12 protein-coding genes are annotated in these 16,828 nt (G+C 69.8%); 7 read left to right on the top strand and 5 right to left on the bottom strand.

Annotated features, from left to right (window positions below):
* Positions 1-44: 44 nt before the first annotated feature.
* The 3 genes from ACPCUW_RS16840 to ACPCUW_RS16830 are packed head-to-tail and all read left to right on the top strand — an operon-like array spanning position 45 to position 2,237.
* Positions 45-995 (top strand): universal stress protein, encoded by a 951-nt coding sequence (locus ACPCUW_RS16840; protein WP_030516380.1) that lies wholly within the window; start codon positions 45-47, stop codon positions 993-995.
* A complete protein-coding gene (locus tag ACPCUW_RS16835; protein ID WP_305780391.1) occupies positions 982-1,665 on the top strand; it encodes an SRPBCC family protein in 684 nt (227 codons plus the stop codon). Before ACPCUW_RS16840 ends, ACPCUW_RS16835 begins: the two co-directional genes overlap by 14 nt.
* The gene (locus ACPCUW_RS16830; RefSeq protein WP_305780390.1) at positions 1,662-2,237 is read left to right on the top strand and encodes a hypothetical protein; all 576 of its coding nucleotides are present in this window, start codon (positions 1,662-1,664) and stop codon (positions 2,235-2,237) included. The genes ACPCUW_RS16835 and ACPCUW_RS16830 overlap by 4 nt, the downstream gene beginning before the upstream one ends.
* A gap of 99 nt (positions 2,238-2,336) precedes the next feature.
* Here ACPCUW_RS16830 and otsB read toward each other — a convergent pair whose 3' ends face one another.
* A complete protein-coding gene (otsB, locus tag ACPCUW_RS16825) occupies positions 2,337-6,308 on the bottom strand; it encodes a trehalose-phosphatase (protein WP_423425831.1) in 3,972 nt (1,323 codons plus the stop codon).
* Between the two features lie 165 nt (positions 6,309-6,473).
* On the opposite strand from otsB, the gene mgtA reads away from it, so the two are divergent.
* Entirely contained in the window at positions 6,474-9,206 is a 2,733-nt protein-coding gene (gene mgtA, locus ACPCUW_RS16820; protein WP_423425829.1) for a magnesium-translocating P-type ATPase, read from the top strand.
* A gap of 32 nt (positions 9,207-9,238) precedes the next feature.
* On the opposite strand, the gene ACPCUW_RS16815 is transcribed toward mgtA, so the two are convergent.
* Complete coding sequence (locus tag ACPCUW_RS16815; RefSeq protein WP_423425827.1) at positions 9,239-10,123, bottom strand: universal stress protein; 885 nt, start codon at positions 10,121-10,123, stop codon at positions 9,239-9,241.
* Between the two features lie 210 nt (positions 10,124-10,333).
* Between ACPCUW_RS16815 and ACPCUW_RS16810 the strand changes: the two genes are divergently transcribed.
* The gene (locus tag ACPCUW_RS16810) at positions 10,334-11,215 is read left to right on the top strand and encodes a GyrI-like domain-containing protein (RefSeq protein WP_423425825.1); all 882 of its coding nucleotides are present in this window, start codon (positions 10,334-10,336) and stop codon (positions 11,213-11,215) included.
* Positions 11,216-11,324: 109 nt separating this feature from the next.
* Here the strand turns inward: ACPCUW_RS16810 and ACPCUW_RS16805 are convergent, their stop codons facing one another.
* From ACPCUW_RS16805 to ACPCUW_RS16795, 3 genes are all read right to left on the bottom strand, one after another.
* The gene (locus ACPCUW_RS16805) at positions 11,325-12,431 is read right to left on the bottom strand and encodes a hypothetical protein (protein WP_305780386.1); all 1,107 of its coding nucleotides are present in this window, start codon (positions 12,429-12,431) and stop codon (positions 11,325-11,327) included.
* A 169-nt stretch (positions 12,432-12,600) separates the two neighbouring features.
* On the bottom strand, positions 12,601-13,983 hold the full coding sequence (locus tag ACPCUW_RS16800) for a serine hydrolase domain-containing protein (protein WP_423425822.1): 1,383 nt from the start codon (positions 13,981-13,983) through the stop codon (positions 12,601-12,603).
* 45 nt (positions 13,984-14,028) lie between these two features.
* Positions 14,029-15,351: an MFS transporter gene (locus ACPCUW_RS16795; RefSeq protein WP_423425820.1), complete on the bottom strand. Its 1,323-nt coding sequence runs from the start codon at positions 15,349-15,351 to the stop codon at positions 14,029-14,031.
* A 98-nt stretch (positions 15,352-15,449) separates the two neighbouring features.
* On the opposite strand from ACPCUW_RS16795, the gene ACPCUW_RS16790 reads away from it, so the two are divergent.
* A complete protein-coding gene (locus tag ACPCUW_RS16790) occupies positions 15,450-16,445 on the top strand; it encodes a GlxA family transcriptional regulator (protein ID WP_064905375.1) in 996 nt (331 codons plus the stop codon).
* A 156-nt stretch (positions 16,446-16,601) separates the two neighbouring features.
* Positions 16,602-16,793, top strand: coding sequence for a (2Fe-2S)-binding protein (locus ACPCUW_RS16785; RefSeq protein ID WP_063011840.1), 192 nt, complete (start codon positions 16,602-16,604; stop codon positions 16,791-16,793).
* The last annotated feature ends 35 nt before the right edge of the window (positions 16,794-16,828 follow it).

Raw genomic sequence — 16,828 nt, 5'->3', positions numbered from 1 at the left:
GGCATATGCGCGCGGCGGATCGATCAGGGTGAAAGGAAATACCGATGAGCTCTCAGTATGCGGACGACGCGCACCACCTCGTCTCCGCGCCGATCGTGGTCGGTGTCGACGGGTCGGCCGGTGCCCGCACCGCGCTGCTGTGGGCGGCCGAGGTCGCCCGCGACCGAGGACGTGACCTGCGCATCGCCTACGGACTCGACCTGCCGAGCGCGAGCCGGGTTTTCAACAACTACGACATTTCCGAGCCGGCGGTGCTGGAACGCCTGCGCGCCCACGGCGCAGCCCTGGTCGCCCGCGAGGCGCTCGCCGTCCGCGACACCCTGCCCGAGGTCCAGGTCAGCACAGAGGTCTCCTCCGAGCATCCGGCGCGAATGCTGTTGCGGCACAGCGCCACCGGTTATCTGGTAGCCCTGGGCGCACAGGGCGCCGGCGGTTTCGGCACCCACATCGGTTCGATTCTGCTGTCGGTCACCAGCCACGCCGAGGGCCCGGTCGTGGTGGTACGCACCGAGTCCGAGCAGCAGTCACGGCCACGCGAGACCGGCCCGGTGGTCGTCGGCGTCGACGGCAGCCCGCTCAGCGAGGGCGCGGTGGCGGCGGCGTTCGAGGAAGCCGCCGAGCGCGGCGCCGAACTGGTCGCCGTGCACGCGTGGAGCGATCTGACCTTCGGCTCGTTCGTCGGCGACCCGTACACCTGGTTCCCGATGTCGGATATCGAGGTCAACGAGGAAGCGATCCTCGCCGAACGACTGGCCGGCTGGCAGGAGAAGTATCCGGACGTCTCGGTGCGCCGGCACATCAGCATGGCCGAGCCCGCTGCCCATCTGCAGCGGTGGAGCGAATCCGCGCAGCTCATCGTGGTCGGCAGCCACGGCCGCGGCAGCTTCCGCGGGCTGCTGCTGGGTTCGGTGTCGAATTCTCTTGTCCAGCATGCGAAATGCCCCGTCATGGTCGTGCGTTCGCCCGAGGAGAAGCAGGCGCATGACAAGGACTGACCATTCGGCGGCCCGTCGCGGTGCCGCGGCCGCGGTCGGCGTCGCATCGTTTCTGGGCGGGCTGGCCACCGGCTACCGGCTCTTCGCCCGCCGGTGGTGTCTGAGCTGGGGCGCGACCGAGGAGGAGGTGCGCCGCCGCATGCCCGGCGACGACCTGCTCCTGCTTCCCGACATGCTCTCGACCCGGGCGATCACGATCGAGGCCGATCCGTCCGCGGTCTGGCCCTGGCTCGTGCAGTTCGGGCCGGGACGCGGCGGAATCTACAGCTACGACTGGATCGACCGGCTCCTGGGTGTCGACGTGCACAGCGCCCGGTCGATCCTGCCGCAGTTCCAGGACCTCGCCGTCGGTGACGTCGTCACGGCGAATTCCGACAACACCCCGTCCCGGGTGGCGATGCTCGAGCCCGAGCGAACGCTCGTCTTCCGCACCGACGACGGGAACTGGATCTGGGAATTCGGGCTGTATCCGCGCCCGGAGGGCACCCGCCTGGTCAGCCGCAATCGGATCGCGACGCCCGGCGCCTCGACCGCGCTGCGACTGTTCGACACGTTCTTCCTCGAACCGGGCAGTCTGGTGATGGAGCAGAAGATGTTGCGCGGCATCAAGGAACGTGCCGAAGCGCACCCCGTCGCCGAACCCGCCCGCATCGGGAGCAAAACACCGTGACCACCACCGGCACACCGACGCCACTGCCGATCGCGCCGGCCTTCCTCGCGGTCGGCCGGTGCATGATCACGACCGTCGGGCTGCTGGCACGCCACCGCATCCACTGCCCGGCCCGCAACGTCGGGACGTGGCTGAGTTTCGGCGACGGAACGTCGGCCTACGTCTACCAGGAAACCGTGATCGATCGAATCCCCTCGCCCGAACCGTGTGTGCTGCTGGTGCGTTTCGAGCTGCGAGGCGTGCGCGGACGCGGGCATGCGTGGTTCCGTCACGAGAGCATCCTCAACACCGTGCTCTTCGCCGGATTCCCGGGCATGATCAGCAAATTGTGGCTGGCGCACGATCAACGCGGCGTGTACCGGGGGCTCTACGAATGGGACGGGGCGGCGTCCGCCGACGCCTACGCCCGCGCGCTGTGGCGGGTGCTCGCCCTGGTCAGTGTCCCGGGCTCGATCGATTATCGAGTGCTGCCCGGCCTGCGTCGCCGCGATCTGCCGGTGGCGGCCACCGGTCACATCGCAGGCGGCGGGGAATGGTGGCGGGTCACCGAATTCCGTTCGACCGCAGCGTAATTCGAAACACGACGCGCCGAACCTCCGCCCGGACGGTCCGGCGCTCCCATGCTGTCGGTGTTCGCGCTGCCGGTGTTCGCGCTATCAGTGTTCGCGCTGTCAGTGTTCGTCCGTCGCCGGCAGCGTGACACTCTCGCCGGTCGCCAGCACGACGGTGCGGCCGCGACATTCGACCGTGATCGAACGCGCCCCGTCCGTATCGGAGCTGATCTCGATCCGCCGGGCGTCGATGCGTACGGTCAGGCGATGGCCGTGGTAGATGATCGCGAAGGTCAGCGTGCCCAGTTCCGGCGGCCACGACGGGGCGAAGATCAGGCGGTCGTCACGGGTCTCCAGTCCGGTGAAGCAGCGCTGCACCAGATCGATACTGCCCGCCATGGCGCCCAGATGAATGCCCTCGGCCGTGGTGCCGCCCTGAATATCGGCGATATCGGATTCCAGGACGCTGGCGAAGAATTCCATCGCGCGGTCCCGGTTCGCCCGGGCCAGCACCCAGGCGTGGACGACGGCACTCAGCGTCGACCCGTGCGAGGTGCGGGCCAGGTAGTAGTCGACGGTGCGCGGGATGTCCGCACCGCCGAAATCGTAACCGAGCCCGGCGAACAACCGCCCCAGCTCGTCGGCGGAGAACAGATAGAACAGCATCAGGACGTCGGCCTGTTTCGCCACCCGATACCGGTCGACATCGTCACCTTCGGCCTCGAGGATGCGGTCGAGCCGGCTCGTATCGCCGTAGCGGCGCCGGTAGTCGTCCCAGTCCAGTTCCGCCAGCCGGTCGTAGCCGGCGAACTGGCTGATCACCCCGTCGTGGAACGGTACGAACATCCGATCGGCGACCTCGGCCCAGCGCTCCGATTCGACGGCCGGCACCGCGAGGCGGTCCAGCAATTCCGACCGCACGCGCGGCGGCAGCAGTTCGACCGCGTCCAGCGCGCGCCGGATGACCCACACCGCCATGACATTGGTGTAGGCGTTGTCGTCGATCCCCTGATAGGGCCGCCCGGGATAGCCGGAATGAAATTCGTCGGGTCCGATGACGCCGCGGATGTGATACCGGTCGTCGGCGGGATCGTAGGTGGCGCGGTCGGACCAGAATCGGGCGATCTCCACCAGCAGTTCTGCGCCGAACTCGGCGAGGAACGCCCGGTCTCCGGTCGCCTGATAGTAGTGCCACACGTTGTAGGCCACCGCCGGACCGGCATGCTGCGCGCGAGCACTGGCATCCGTATTCCAATGTCCCGAACGAGGATTCAGGTGCAGGCGCTGACTCTCCTCCCGGCCGTCACTGCCGGATTGCCACGGAAAGAGGGCGCCGCGACAGCCCTGGGCGCGGGCCGCGGCACGCGCCTGCGGCAGCCGGCGATAGCGGTACCGCAACAGTTCTCGCGTCAGCGCCGGGTCGCGCAGGCTCACCACCGGCAGGACGAACAGCTCGTCCCAGAACACGTGACCGCGGTAGGCCTCGCCGTGCAGGCCCCGCGCCGGCACCCCGGCATCGAGGTCGGCGGTGTGGCGCGACAGCGTCTGCGCCACCTGCAGGACATGCAGTCGCAGCGCTCGCACCGATTCCTCACTGGCATCCAGATCGATGCGCAGGCGCCGCCACACATGCTCCCAGGCATCGGCGTGCGCGGTGCAGAGCGCGTCGTAGGCCGGCGCCTCGTCGAGCAGGCGCACGGCGGCCTCGTCGGGTGCGGAGATGGCGCGGTCGCGGCCGGTGAACACCGCTGCCGTCTTGTCGACGACGATGTCGCGACCGGATTCGGCGGGCACGACGAAATCGTGGCCGGCCACGCCGTCGGCGAGTGCGGAGCCGGCCGTCTCCTGCGCCTCCGAGGTCACGGTGGTCCGGGTGGCCACCGCTACGGTGACCAGTGACTGTGTGGTCCGCATCAGCGCGCAGACGGTGTGGGCGTCCGGGGTGTCGATTCGCAGTTCGCTCAGATGCGTTCCGGACAGCTCGCGGTACCGGTCGACTCCGGTGTTGCGAACCGAGGTGTCGATCGACGAGCGGACCGTGAGCGGCCCGCTCCAGTTCTCCGGCGTCAGGGTGGTTCGCATCGCACACGTGTGCGGGGAGTCCATCGACGCGAAACGCTGCTGAACCACCGCGGTGATCCGGCCCGCGGTGTCGCGACAGCGCAGCCGGCGGGTGAGCAGCCCCTGGCGCATATCGAATTGCTGTGTGTAGTCCAGCAATTCGACACCATCGACATCGAACCATTCCTCGTCGGCGACGCGCCAGGTCAACGGAAGCCAGTTCGGCAGATTTACCAGGCTCTCGTTCTCGACGTGCCGCCCGGCGATATCGTCGCCGAGCCGGTTGTAGATTCCCGCGACATAGGTGCCGGGATAGTGGTGGGCTCCGGCACGCGTCTCCGGTGCGGCCGCGCGGGTGACGAGGTAGCCGTTGCCCACCGCGCACAGCGCTTCGCGCAGCCGCTCGGCATCGGGCTCGTAGCCGTCGTAGGTGAGCAGCCACGACCGTCCCACCGCCCAGTCGCTCTCCCCGGTGAGCAATTCGGCGATCCGCTCCAGGAATTCGCCGGCGCGCGCGGGACTGTCGAGGGCGAACCGCGCCGCGGTGCGCCGGTCGCCGGTATCGTCGTGGCGGACCACGAGCGGCATGCCGGTGACCTGGATCGCGTCGAACGCGTCCTCGTCGGTGAGATCGTCACCGAGGTACACCGGCATCACCGGCCGGCCCACCAGATCCAGGACCCAGTGCAGGGCTCGGCCCTTGTCCCAGTCCACATCCGGACGCAGTTCGGTGACCTTGCGGCCCGCGGTCACGCGCAATCCCTGCCCGCGGGCGATGTCGTGCACGGTGGCCACCACCGTCGCCACGGCATCGGCGGCGACCTTGCGGTGATGGACGGCGACCGCGAATCGCTTCGGCTCGATCAGCACTCCGGGAATCCGGCTCAGCCGCTCGGCGAGTTCGGCCGCCGCCTGCACCAGCGCCCGCTCCGCCTTCGGGCCGCCTTCGTGCACGTGTTCGGTGCCGTCGGGCGCCACCAGTTCGAAGCCGTGGCTACCGGCGTACCAGATTCCCTCGACGCCCACGCGCGTGCGCAGATCCTCGAGTCCGCGACCGCTGATCACGGCGACCGGACACCGCGCGGCCAGTGCGGCCAAAGTGGCGCGCACCCCCTCGATCGGGATCGCCGCATCGGGATCGGGCACGATCTCCGAGATCGTGCCGTCGAAATCCAGCAGCACCGCGACATGCTCGTCCTCGACGGCGTCGGCGATCGAGGGCCACCACGCCAGCGCGTCCGCGATCTCCGACAGGCGGCGGAAACCACTGCGCACCCGGATCTCGTCGGCGTCGGCGACCACCACATCGGCTCCGGTGCACAGCAGCCGGTCCGGATCCGCGCCGCGTTCGATGCCGATTACCAGTCCGAAGCCGCCGCGCCTCCCGGCGCTCACCCCGGCCTCGGCATCCTCGACGACGACCGTCCGCTCGGGTTCGGCGCCCAGCCGCTGCGTGGCCAGCACCATGGTGGCCGGGTCCGGTTTGCCCGGCAGCGCGAGTTCTTCGGCCACGACACCGTCCACCCGCACGGCGAACAGATCCCCCAGCCCCGCGGCGTCGAGCACCTGGGCCGCGTTGCGGCTGGCCGAGAACACCGCGGTCCGCACCCCGGCGGCGCGCAGGCGGCGCACCAGGGCCACCGTGGTGGCGAACACCGGTACGCCCGATTCGGCGATCCTGGCGAGGAACACCTCGTCCTTGCCGTTTCCGAGTCCGCAGATCGTGGCGTCGGCCGCCGTATCCGACGGCTCGCCTCGCGGCAGTGAGATCGCCCGGGAGGCAAGGAAATCCGCGACACCGTCGTACCGCGGCTTGCCGTCGACGTAGTCCTGGTAGTCCGAGGCGGTGAACGGGGCGCAGTTCTCGCCGGGCCCGGGCTTGCGGGCGGCGAGGAATCCGTCGAACACCTGCGTCCACGCCGCGGCGTGGATGGAGGCCGTGTCGGTGACCACGCCGTCCATATCGAAGATCACCGCGTCGTAGCGACGCGCGTCGATCACCGGCCCGACCACCGGTTTGTCAGGGTGCACTCCCCCAGCCTCCGCCCGTGCGCGGGCCCCGGCAAGGTACACAAGTCCTCATCCGCACGGCCACCGGTCCCCGGCCGCCGAGCGGCAGCGGCGGTGACCGCCGTAGCAATCCGGCAGAGTCTTTGGTCCCTGGCGAATCCCGGTGGCTCCGACAACCATCGAGGTATGAATCGTGCCGCCGTGCGAGCGGTCGTCTCGACGGCCACGTCCCCGACCGATGCCGCCCCGTCGATCGGCCCGCTGCCGGCGACATCGGCCGCCACCTCGACGCCGGCACAGGTGCTGGCCGCGGTGACCACTACCGACACCGGCCTGACGAGCACGGAAGCCGCGCGCCGACGTCACCTGCTCGGCCCCAACGCTGTTCGCACGCATCGTGCCCGGCTGCTCGCCGTGGTCGCGCGGCAGTTGCGTTCGCCGCTCCTGCTACTGCTCGGGGTCGCGGCGGTGGTGTCGTTCTTCGTCGGTCAACGTTCCGACGCGGTCGTCATCGGGGTCATCCTGCTGGTGTCGGTCGGGCTGGGGGCGGTGAACGAGTTTCGCGCCGAACGCGCCGCCGACGCGCTGCACGAGCGGATCCGCCACGGCGCCACGGTGATTCGCGACGGCCGGCCCGCATCGGTCGACGTGGTCGATCTTGTCCCCGGCGATGTAGTGGAGATGCGGGCCGGGCAGCTGGTCCCGGCGGATGTGCGGCTGCTGTCGGCGACCGGGCTGCAGTGCGACGAATCGGTGCTCACCGGCGAATCGGACAGCGTCGAGAAATCGACCGGCCCGGTGCCACCGGAGTCGGGCGTCGCCGAGCTGTCGTGCTGCGCCCTGATGGGCACGGTCGTCGCCGCGGGCCACGGGCGCGGGGTCGTCGTCGCCACCGGAGGCGCGACGGAGTTCGGCCGGATCGCCCTCGGCCTGGGAAAACGACAGCCCGACACCGAATTTCAGATCGGGCTCCGTCAGTTCTCGATGCTACTGGTGTGGGTGGCCGCCGCCCTCACCGCCGGCATCTTCGCGATCAACCTGGCCCTGCACCGCCCGATCCTCGATGCCCTGCTGTTCTCGCTGGCGATCGCCGTCGGCATCTCACCCCAATTGCTGCCCGCCGTGGTATCCACCAGCCTCGCTGCCGGATCACGGCAGCTCGCGCGGTGCAAGGTACTGGTCAAGCGGATGGTCTGCATCGAGGACCTCGGCGATATCGAGGTCCTGTTCACCGACAAGACCGGCACCCTCACCGAAGGGCGCATCGAATATCTGCGCGCGCTGGCGGCCGACGGTTCTCCCGGCGACGAGCCGGTGGTCTACGGTCTGGCCTGCACCGACGCGACCGTCCACGACGGACGCCAGGCCGGCGCCGATGCGCTGGACGCGGCACTGTGGAGCGCGTGCGCGGCCGAACACGCTGCCGCAGCGGGTTTCGTCCGCCGCGCGGTCCTGCCCTTCGACCACAACCGCCGCATGGTGTCGGTTCTCGTCGCCGGCCCGGACCGCACCCCCACGATCATCGCCAAGGGCGCCCCGGAGGCCGTGCTCGCGCGCTGCCGCGACGTCCCGCAGGCCGCTCGCACCGCCCTCGACGCCGAGTTCGCGGCCGGTCACCGCATCGTCGCCGTCGCGACTCGGACAGCGGTCCGCGCCGATCGCCTCACCACCGACGACGAGCGCGAGCTGACACTGCGCGGCTTCCTGGTCTTCCTCGATCCTCCGAAAGCGAGTGCGCGCGACGCGTTGCGGCGTCTGGCCGGCCTGGGCATCACCGTGAAGGTGGTCACCGGCGACAATCCCGCGGTCGCGGTCCGGGTGTGCGCCGACCTCGGCCTGGACCCCGGCAGGCCGCTGACCGGCACGGACCTCGATCGTCTCGACGACGACGCGTTGACCGAATTATTGCACACCACAACAATATTCGCCCGCGTCGACCCCGAACAGAAGGCGCGGATCGTCCGCCTGCAACGACATGCCGGACGCGATGTCGCCTTCCTCGGCGACGGGGTCAACGATGCGCTCGCCCTGCATGTCGCCGACGTCGGCGTCTCCGTCGACTCGGCGACCGATATCGCCAAGGATGCCGCGGATATCGTGCTGCTGGAAAAGGATCTGCAGGTCCTCGCCGACGGCGTCATGGCGGGGCGCCGGATCTTCGCCAACACCATGAAATACGTGCTGATGGGCACGTCCAGCAATTTCGGCAATATGTTCAGCGCGGCCGGCGCCTCGGCGTTCCTGCCGTTCCTGCCGATGCTGCCGGGACAGATCCTGCTCAACAATCTGCTGTACGACACCAGCCAGCTCGCCATCCCGACCGATACGGTCGACCCGGAACAACTCGCCCGCCCGGCACGCTGGGATATCGGCCTGATCCGGCGTTTCATGCTCGTCTTCGGCCCGATCAGTTCGGTGTTCGACTTCGCGACCTTCGCGCTGATGCTCGGTGTGTTCCATGCCGGCGCGGAGCTGTTCCACACCGGCTGGTTCGTCGAATCGCTGTGCACGCAGACGCTGGTGTTGTTCGTGATTCGCACCCGCCGCAGTCCCAGCTACCGCAGCCGGCCGAGTATTCCGCTGCTTCTCGCCGTGCTCGCCGCGGTCGGTGTGGGTGTGGTGCTGCCGTACACGCCGGTGGCGCCCGATCTCGGCCTCACCCCGCTGCCCGCCGCGTTCTTCGCCGCGTTGGCCGCGACGGTGCTGGTCTATCTGGTTCTCGCCGAGGCCGCCAAGCGGTGGTTCTTCCGCACGCCGGCACCGACGCCGGCCCACCCGCCGCGGTCCGGTCGCCGGGTACAGCGGCGAGCGTCGCGCTTCAGCGTCCGGGGGGTGCGCTCGCCGATCGACGCGACGCCGCCTCGGACGCATCGCGCGAACCGGCGTCACCGGATCCGAATGTTGCTGTCACCCAGCTGATTCGGTGTCGGTGCAGCGCAGCGGCCGAGGATCTACTCCGGCTCCACGTGCTCGGGCACCACGAGCGTCGGGCAGTGGGCGCGATGCAGGACCGCCGCGCGGGTGGACCGCATCGCGGTTCCGACCAGGCCGGTCCAGCGGTGCCGGCCCACCACCAGCAGTTGCGCGTCACGCGCTCGTTCCAGCAGGACCTGCGCGGGCCCGCCGAACATCACCTCGGTTTCCAGCGGGACGTCCGGATACTTGCGGTGCCATGGATCCAACTGCCGGTTCAGCGCCCGCGTCTCGTCCGCGCGGAACTGCTGAAGTTCTCCGTCCAGGACGAAACCCCCGACCTCGTCGTCGCAGCACCGGACGGCCTCCAGAGCGACCCCACGCAGCGCCGCCTCCTCGAACGCGCAGCCGACCGCGGTCCCCTCCTCGTCGACGCCGACCACCACCGGTCGCGCGTCCTCGCCCACGGTGAACAGGCTTTCGCGGTGGACGACCGCGACCGGGCACCGAGCCTGTCGCGTCACCGCCGAACTGACCGAACCCAGCAGCGCGCGCCGGACCGCGCCCCGGCCGTGGCTGCCGACCACGATCATCGGCGTGCTCGCCGAGCGCTCCACGAGCGTGTCGATCACCGGATCCGCGGTCAGTTCGGTCGTGACGTCCACGCCGTCGGCCACATGCCGGGCCATCGCCGCGGCCTCCGACAGCACGCCTTCGCCGTTCCAGTACAACCACTCCCGGCCGCCGACGATCTCCATCGCGCTGAGTCCGGTCCGCGGCGCCGAGGCCGAGGAGAGCAGGATCCGCAAACCCCAGCGGCGCACGCCCGCTTCGGCCGCCGCCCACCGCACCGCCTGCAGCGCCGTACCGGATCCGTCGACCGCCGCGACGATCGTCCGCTCGGTCCCGTTGTCACTGCTCATCGCCGCCTCCTGCTGCCGGACCTGTTCCGATCGTCCGGCCACGCCGACCGTCGATCTAGGGCCGAAAGTCGCCACCGCAGGCCGACTTCGTCCGCGGTCGTCCACCTGGGCGAAATCGGCGCGGACGTCCCGCCAGGACAGGTCCTTGGTCCCTCGCGCACGCGCGTGGCCGCGGGCATTGTCGAGACAGACACCGAGAAAGAGGACGCCATGGACTACCGGGTGGACGTGTGCGAAGTGCCGCCACAAGCCCTGTTGCGACTACCTCGCGCGATCCGGGCCGATCGGCCCGGCGAGGACATCACCGCGGGTATGCGCGAATTGTTCGCGACCGTCGCACGATCCGGCCTCACCGCCAGCGGCCCGACCGCGATCACCTACACCGACACCGAACGATCGGCGATCGCGACGAGCGTCGACTTTCGCGTGCCGGTCGAGCCCGCCGCCGAACTGAGTCTGGCCTCGGGTGCGGAAGTGCTCGTCACACCCGGGACGACGGTGGCGCGCGCCTGCCACCACGGCGGCTACCGCGATCTCGGCGCCGCCTACCGCAGCCTGGCCGAATGGGTGGATCGCAACGCCTATCGGGTCACGGGCCCGCCGACCGAGGTCTATCTCGTCGGTCCCGACGAGGTGAGCGACCCGCGTCAACTCGTCACCGAGATCCGGTTGCCCGTGGCCCCCTCGCCGACGATCGTCACCCGGGTGCTCTCCGACTTCGACACCGCCCTGGATCGGACCCGGAACGCGTTGCGGTCCAACGGTTTCACCATCCTCGCCGAGGTGGACCTGAACACGGCGCGTTACGACGGCCGCACCAGGCGCCTGGCCCACCACACCATCCTGGAGATCTGCCGCCGCAATCTGCTCGCGGCCGAACTCGCCGGCGACGACCGGGCCGACATGATCGTGCCGCATCCGGTGGTCGTCCGGGAGCGCTGCGACACCGTCGTCGTCGAGGCCCTCGACCCGACGATCTGGGCCCGCGCACTCGGCGACGAGAAGCTCCTGACCCTCGCCGCCGACAGCCGCCGCCACCTGATCACGGCCATCGACGCCCTCGCCGCGACGGCGACCGCGACCGACGGCTAGGCCCGCACACGAGCGGTGAGTGGACGGCCCACCTACGGCGACGACGCCACCACCGCTACCCCGGCAGCCGATGCTCATCACGAAAGATGTTGCCGGGCAGGGGATTCGGTCACATCGAATAGCGGAGGATGGCGGCGGCCGACGCCTCGTCCGGGATATCGGCCTTGCGCACCGCCAGCACCCGCGCGCCCGAAAGCAGTGCGCGGCGGGCAATCTCGTCGAGGATCCCCGGTATCTCGGTCTCGGAGGGGGGACCGAATTCGATCGCGCCGGTGTCCGGGGCGACCGTGCCGGGCACTGCGGTGTCGATATCGACCAGCAGCGTCTGCACGATGCCGAAAGTGGCCGCGCGGGCGATGTCGGCGAGGTCGGCGGTGGCCCGGGCCTCGCTCCGGCGCTTGTCGAACAGCTGACGCAGATCGGCGAGTTGCGCCGCGTAGTGGCCGTCGAGGATGTGGCGGGCCTTGTCGGCCAGGTCCTGATCCGACAGGTGTTCCGGGTTGCCGGGAATTCCGTCGTCGAGCAGTTCCGCGTAGGTGGCGACCGAGCGGTAGATCGCGTCGATCGGCTCCGCCGCCGCCAGGATGAGCGGGGTGTCGCGCCCGGAGAGAATGTCACGCAGCGCCCGGTCGACGGCACGCGCGTACTGCCGGGCCAGCACCTTCTTCCTCTCGCTGTCGGTCAACCGCCGCTTGGGCGCGCGATCGTCCATGGGCTCGCCCGCGAAATCGACGGCGCCGGTAGGCATTTCGGGAACCCGGACATCCTCGGCCGGTCGGTCCGGAGTCACCTCGACCAGCCGCGCCGACCCCTCGGCCAGCGCCAGGACGAATGCGGACTGCGGGAATGTGACAGCTCGTAGCAACGGCTTGAGCAGGAACCGGTCGGAGACGGTGACCGCCGCACCCAGACGGTTCGGGATCCGGAAGGTCCACATGCGCTGCGGGGATACGTGCACGACCAGGGTGTGCGACTGGAAGCGCCAGAAATCTACGTCCTCGGCCAGATCGTCGAGCTGTTCGGCGATAGCCGCGCGGCTGTCGGCATCGGTGACCAGCTCGACCGCCTCCCGGACCTGATTGCCGAACGCGATCCGGTTCGCCTCCGGATTCGCGGTGGCGGCTTCGGTCGGCAGGTAGATCGACACCGACCAGGGGCCGGTCCATTCGGCGAGGGTTTCGATCTCGCGGCGGGTCGGGATGTCGGTGTGCAGCACTTCGATCCTCCTTCGTTGCCCGAACTGCGCGACGGGTGCACGGGCCGTGCCGGATACCGGCCGTATCGTTAGCCAATTCGTAACCACATCGACGCTACTGGACATCGGCACGGGCCGGTACGCATCCGAGTATCGGATGCCGAAACGTTGCTGCATTCGTTTCGACGACTCACCGGCCGGGTGCGGGCGTGGCGGTCGGCGACAGCGGGGCCTGCCTGCCCGGGGCCGTGGCGGCCGTCGTGGCGGTGGCCGGGGGCGTCGTGGCGGGTGCGGTGGTGGTCGTCGCGGCGCCCGTTCCGTAGAGGTGCTCGATGATGTGCTTGGCGATCTCGGTGGCGGCCGCGCTGCCGTCCGCCGTGGGTTCCAGGTTCGCCCACACCACCACGGTCACCTTGTGCGCCGGATCGGATCCGGCGAAGGTGTTGAAGCCGGGCAGCTCGCCCGTATGTCCGTACAGCGCTCCGAATTTCGCGATGGCGAGACCGTACTGCGGCGCCTCCGGCGGGTTGGCCGGATCGGTCGCCTGCAGGCTGCTCATGCGCCGGCCCTGCATGTCGGCGTCGAGGACCTTGCCGTCGGTGAGCGCCTCGGCCCAGGTCGCCAGGTCCCCGACCGTGGAGATTCCGGCACCCGCGGCCCAGCCCCAGGAGGGATTGTCCGCGGTCCGATCACCGGGCAGCAGCCGGCCCGCCTTGGCCTCGGCCTGCATCTCGGGCGGCAACGCCGGTGGAGATCCCATGGTCAAGACGTTGGTGCCGTACATGTAGCCCTGCGGATGCGGGTCGGGTATGGCCGCGGACGTGCGCGCCGGGAACGAGCTCTGGGCCAGCCCGAGCGGTCCGAACAGCCGATCCCGCATGATCTGCTCGAGCGGTTTGCCGTCCAGCTGCTCGGCGATCAGCCCCAGCAGGATCGTGTTGGTATTCGAGTAGTGATAGCCCTGTCCCGGCGGGAAATACGGCGGGTGCGCGAATGCCATGGCGAGCAGTTCGTCGGGTTGCCACACCCGGCCCGGATCGGCGTCCATGGCCTCGGCGAGTTCCCGGGTCTCGCTGTAGTTGTAGAGGCCACTGCGCATGTCGAGCAGCTGGGCGATGGTGATGGCCGCGCCGCCGGGCACATCGGTGCGGTACTTCGAGACCGGATCGTCGAGGGCCAGCTTGTGTTCCTGCACCTGTTGCAGGATTACCGTGCCGGTCCAGGTCTTGGTGAGCGATCCGATGCGCACGTGGTCGGCCGCGGTGACCGCCGGGCCGCCGCCGAAGGTGCGGGTGCCGTAGGAGGTGCCGACGTCGCCGGCGGCGGTGCGGACGAACGCCACGACGCCCGGCACCGACGCCGGACGCGCCACCGACTCGACGATGCCGCGCAGCGTGGGCTCGTCGAGCGGATGGACGGCGGGGGCCGGCGAGGTGGTCGCCGCGGCGGACGAGGTGCTCGCGGGCGCCGGTTTCGACGACGATCCGCACCCGCAGGCGACGAACAGAACTGCGACGCCGGCCAACGCCCCGGCGATCAGCCGGGGCCGGAACGGCACGGAAACCACGGGCACTGCACGACCTCCCTCATCGGGAACGGTGGAGCCGGGATTGAAACTCTACTGCGCCAGCGCCTCTCGCGGACGCGGTTGGCGAATGCTCAGCGACATCACCGCCGCCACCGCGCACAGACCTCCGGCGATGAACCAGGCCGGCTGGTAGCTGCCCTGCACGTCGCGGATGACGCCGGCCCCGGAAGCGGCGATCGCGGCGCCGATCTGATGTGAGGCGAACACCCAGCCGAAGGCGATCGGCCCGTCGGCGCCGAAGTGTTCGCGGCACAGCGCGACCGTCGGCGGCACCGTCGCGATCCAGTCCAGACCGTAGAAGATGACGAACACCCACATGCTCGGCCGCACATCGGGAGCGAACAGCATCGGCAGAATCAGCAACGACAGGCCGCGCAGCGCGTAGTACATCGTCAGCAGGTACCGCGAGCCGATGCGGTCGGTGAGCCAGCCCGAGGCGATCGTTCCCGCGACGTCGAAGATGCCGACGGTGGCCAGCAGTCCGGCCGCGGTGGTGGGCGGCATGCCGTGATCGTGTGCGGCACTGACGAAATGGGTGCCGATCAATCCATTGGTGGAGGCGCCACAGATCGCGAAACCCCCTGCCAGCAGCCAGAATACGGGCCGGCGCACGATCGCGGCCAGGACGATCAGCGCCCGCGCGGCCCCGCCGGCCGCCACGGTGCGCAGGCCCACGTCGCTGCCGGGGCCGGCGCCGTAGGCGGTACGTCCGATATCGCCGGGGAAGTCACGGATGAACAGCACCACCAGCGGCACCACGGCCAGGGCGGTCGCGGCGACGACCAGCGCCGGGGCCCGCCAGCCGTGGTCGCGGGCCAGCATCGAGACGAGCGGCAGGAACACCAGCTGTCCGGTGGCGCCGGCCGCGGTGAGCACACCGGTGACCAGGCCGCGGTGCCGGACGAACCAGCGTCCGGTGATGGTGGCCACGAAAGGCATCGACATCGATCCCACGCCGACGCCGACCAGCAGCCCCCACGTCGCCATCAACTGCCACGGCTGGGTCATGAAGACCGTGAGCCCGCTGCCCGCGGCGACGAGGAGCAACGCACACGCCACCACCAGCCGAATGCCGAACCGGTCCATCAGCGCGGCCGCGAACGGCGAAATCACCCCGTACAGCAGCATATTCACCGAGACCGCGGCGCCGATGGTGCCGTGCGACCAGCCGAATTCCTCGTGCAGCGGATCCATCAGCACGCTGGGCACCGAGCGGAACGCCGCCGCGCCCAGCAGGGCGACGAAGCCGACGGCGGCGACAATCCACGCCGGATGCGGACGACGCGCGAATCGGGGCGTGGGCTGCTCCGGTGGCCGCGAAGGGATGTGGTCGGTGAGGCGAATTTCGGTCACCGAGTGAGCGTGCCGAATCGCGCGGTCGCCGACGAGTGGCCTGAATGCCATAATGCGTAAAGATTCAGCCATACCTGCGCCGCGACGAGGAGACGACCGTGCCCGATCCACATCTGGTGGCAGTCCTGGCCCTGGCGCCCATCGTCGGCTTCGATATGACGATTCCGCCGACCGTGCTGGGCGCAGCGACCGACGATGACGGCTCCTCGCTCTACGACGTGCGGATCTGCGGGCTGGACCGGTCCCCGATCCCGTCCACCAACGGCTACGCCGTCACGCCGGCGTACGGCGCCGACCTGCTGGCCCACGCCGACACCGTGATCGTGCCGGGTACGACCATGCCGGGCCCGCGCCGCGACGGCGTCCTGCCGCCCGCGGTGACGGATGCGCTGGCATCGATCCGGTCCGATGCGCGCATCGTCTCGATCTGCACCGGCGCGTTCGTGCTGGGCGCGGCGGGCATCCTCGACGGCCGCCGTGCCACCACCCACTGGAAATACGCGGCGGACTTTCGCACCCTGTTTCCCGCCGTGCGGCTCGACGAGGATCTGCTGTTCGTCGAGGACGGAAATGTCTGCACCGCAGCGGGTCTGGCGGCCGGGGTGGATCTGTGCCTGCATCTGGTCCGCTCCGACCACGGCAGCGCGGCCGCGAACCGGGCCGCCCGCCACTGCGTGGTGCCGCCGTGGCGTGAAGGCGGGCAGTCTCAGTTCATCGAACAGCAGGTCCCCGATCCGGGCGCGGAAAGCACCGCCGCCACCCGGGAATGGGCGCTCGCGCGACTGAGCGACGATCTGGACCTCACCACCCTCGCCGCACACGCCCGGATGAGCGTGCGCACGTTCACCCGCCGCTTCAAGGCCGAGACCGGCACGGCACCCGGCGCCTGGATCCTGCACCAGCGGATGCGCCACGCGCGCCATCTCCTGGAGACCACGGCACTCACCGTCGACGAGGTCGCGCGGGCCGCCGGTATGGGCACCGCCGCCTCGCTGCGCCACCACCTGCGCACTCAGCTCGGCGTCGCGCCGATCGCCTATCGCAGGACCTTCCGGCAGCCGAGGGCGCAGCGAGAGCAGCCGGTCGCGCGGTAAGCACGTCCCCGGCCCGGAGCATGGCCGCGACGCGCGCGCCGACCCATTGACAACCCCCGCTACCCGGGTGCTACCTTAGGCAAGGGTTACCTGTTTAGGCGAGGCTTACCTCTCGAAAAGACCCTGCAATTGTCGTCAGAGCATCCGAGGCCGACCGTGTACATCTGCATCTGCAATGCCGTCTCCGAAGCGGACGTGCACACCTGCGTCGCCGCCGGCGCCTGTTCGACCAGACAAGTCAAGAAGGCCTGTGGCTGGAAGCCGGGTTGCGGCTCGTGCACCGCCCGATTGGCCGAGGCGATAGGCCGGGCGCGCACCGACGCACCGGCGGAGTCGACCGCTGCCTGAACCGACACGCACCCCGCTCATTCCCCTGATCTGTG

It is taken from the genome of Nocardia sp. AB354, assembly GCF_049538315.1.
In the GTDB taxonomy this organism is placed as follows: Bacteria; Actinomycetota; Actinomycetes; order Mycobacteriales; family Mycobacteriaceae; genus Nocardia; species Nocardia nova.
The sequence above is the reverse complement of the archived record's forward strand: the minus strand, read 5'-3'. Positions and strand labels throughout refer to the sequence as shown.

Excerpts from the sequence above, each read along its gene's own strand:
- ACPCUW_RS16810 (WP_423425825.1), top strand. The coding sequence starts at position 10,334 with ATGGACTACCGGGTGGACGTGTGCGAAGTGCCGCCACAAGCCCTGTTG.
- ACPCUW_RS16840 (WP_030516380.1), top strand. The coding sequence starts at position 45 with ATGAGCTCTCAGTATGCGGACGACGCGCACCACCTCGTCTCCGCGCCG.
- mgtA (WP_423425829.1), top strand. The coding sequence starts at position 6,474 with ATGAATCGTGCCGCCGTGCGAGCGGTCGTCTCGACGGCCACGTCCCCG.
- ACPCUW_RS16835 (WP_305780391.1), top strand. The coding sequence starts at position 982 with ATGACAAGGACTGACCATTCGGCGGCCCGTCGCGGTGCCGCGGCCGCG.
- ACPCUW_RS16815 (WP_423425827.1), bottom strand. The coding sequence starts at position 10,123 with ATGAGCAGTGACAACGGGACCGAGCGGACGATCGTCGCGGCGGTCGAC.